This is a genomic window from Bifidobacterium phasiani, assembly GCF_019331775.1.
GTDB classification, from domain to species: Bacteria; Actinomycetota; Actinomycetes; order Actinomycetales; family Bifidobacteriaceae; genus Bifidobacterium; species Bifidobacterium phasiani.
In genome coordinates, this window is record NZ_JAHBBD010000051.1 from 1 (window position 1) to 1480 (window position 1480).

At 66.1% G+C, this 1480-nt stretch carries 2 protein-coding genes; both read left to right on the forward strand.

Annotation, left to right across the window (positions count from 1 at the left end):
* Nucleotides 1-67: 67 nt before the first annotated feature.
* Nucleotides 68-628: a helix-turn-helix domain-containing protein gene (locus tag KIH73_RS10740; protein WP_219083378.1), complete on the forward strand. Its 561-nt coding sequence runs from the start codon at nt 68-70 to the stop codon at nt 626-628.
* The gene (locus KIH73_RS10745) at nt 580-1434 is read left to right on the forward strand and encodes an IS3 family transposase (RefSeq protein ID WP_219083375.1); all 855 of its coding nucleotides are present in this window, start codon (nt 580-582) and stop codon (nt 1432-1434) included. The genes KIH73_RS10740 and KIH73_RS10745 overlap by 49 nt, the downstream gene beginning before the upstream one ends.
* Nucleotides 1435-1480 lie beyond the last annotated feature (46 nt).

Consider the following 1480-nt stretch of genomic DNA (forward strand, 5'->3'; position numbering starts at 1 on the left):
TGAACCGCACCCCGATTGTTGGACTGGAGAAATTCAGATTCGATGATCGGAGGTGCGGTTCTTGCGTATGCGGGAGGATCGGAGGAAGCGTTATGATGACGGGTTTCGGCGAGAGGCGTTGAGGCTGATCGAAACGGGTGTGGGCAAGGATGTCCTCGCCCGTCGGCTTGCGATGCCGGTGCAGACCGCGAGAAACTGGATCATGCTGTACAGGTCCGGCGGGGAGGAGGCGGTCATGGGTGCCACCGGCAGCAGGCGCTATGACTGGGAGACGAAGGTCGCCGCGGCGCGCGACCACGTCGAGGGCGGCCTGACGACGGCCGAGGTCATGGCCAAATACGGTGTGGCGAGCATCGCGTCGTTGCAACGCTGGTGTCGCGACTACCGGGCGGGAGGCGCGGGGGCGTTGAAGCCGAAGCCCAGGGGCAGGCCCAGGGGCGCGAGGTCCGGGCCGAAGCCGGAACCGACGCGCGAGCAGGAGCTCGCCGAGGAGGTCGCCTACCTCAGGGCGAAGGTCGCGTACCTGGAAAAAGTCCGGGCCCTGCGGGCGCGGAAGTCACGCGGCGTGAGCGGAGCACCATCGTGCGACGGCTCGCAGGGCAAGGGCACCGGCTCGGCCGGCTCCTGAGGATAGCCGGTCTGGCGAGGTCCACGTACTACCATCATCTGTCGCATCCGGAGCATGTGACGCGTCCCGACCTCGAGCCCATGGTGCGGGAGGTCTGGGCGCGCACGCCGAACGGGTGCGGCCACCGGCAGGTCCGCATGTGCCTGGCCCATGAGTTCGGGCAGAGGGTGTCGGCCAAGACCGTGCTCCGTGTCATGCGCCGCATGGGGCTCAGGTGCCGGATCCGCGCCGCCAACCCCTGGAGGGGGTACAACTCGTACAGGGGCGACCGAGGCGGGCGCGTGCCCGACCTGCTCAAGCGCGACTTCCACGCGGACAGGCCGTTCGCCAAACTCGGCACCGACGTCACGGAGTTCAAGGTCGCGGGCGGCAAGGCGTACCTCGCGCCCGTCTACGACATGGCGAGCAAGGAGATCGTCGCCTGGGACGTGAGCCGCAGCCCCGACCTCGGACAGCAGAAACGCCTGCTCGCCATGCTCGAGGCCAGACTGCCCGACGGGGCGAGCCCGATCCTGCACTCGGACATGGGATGGCAGTACCAGCACCCGTGGTGGAGGGAAAGGCTCAGGGAACTGAACATCCGCCAGTCCATGAGCCGCAAGGGCAACTGCCTGGACAACGCGGCGACCGAACAGGTGTTCGGTCACCTGAAGGACGAGTTCTACCGAGACCGGGAGTTCGACTCGTACGAGCAATTCGGACGCGAACTGGACGCGTACATCGTCCACTGGAACACCAAACGGCGCCAGATACGACTGGAGGGACACACCCCGGAGGAATACCGGAGCATGTCCCTCACAGCCTAGACCCTGTATCCTAATAAACAACGTCCAACAAACGGGACGCAGTTCA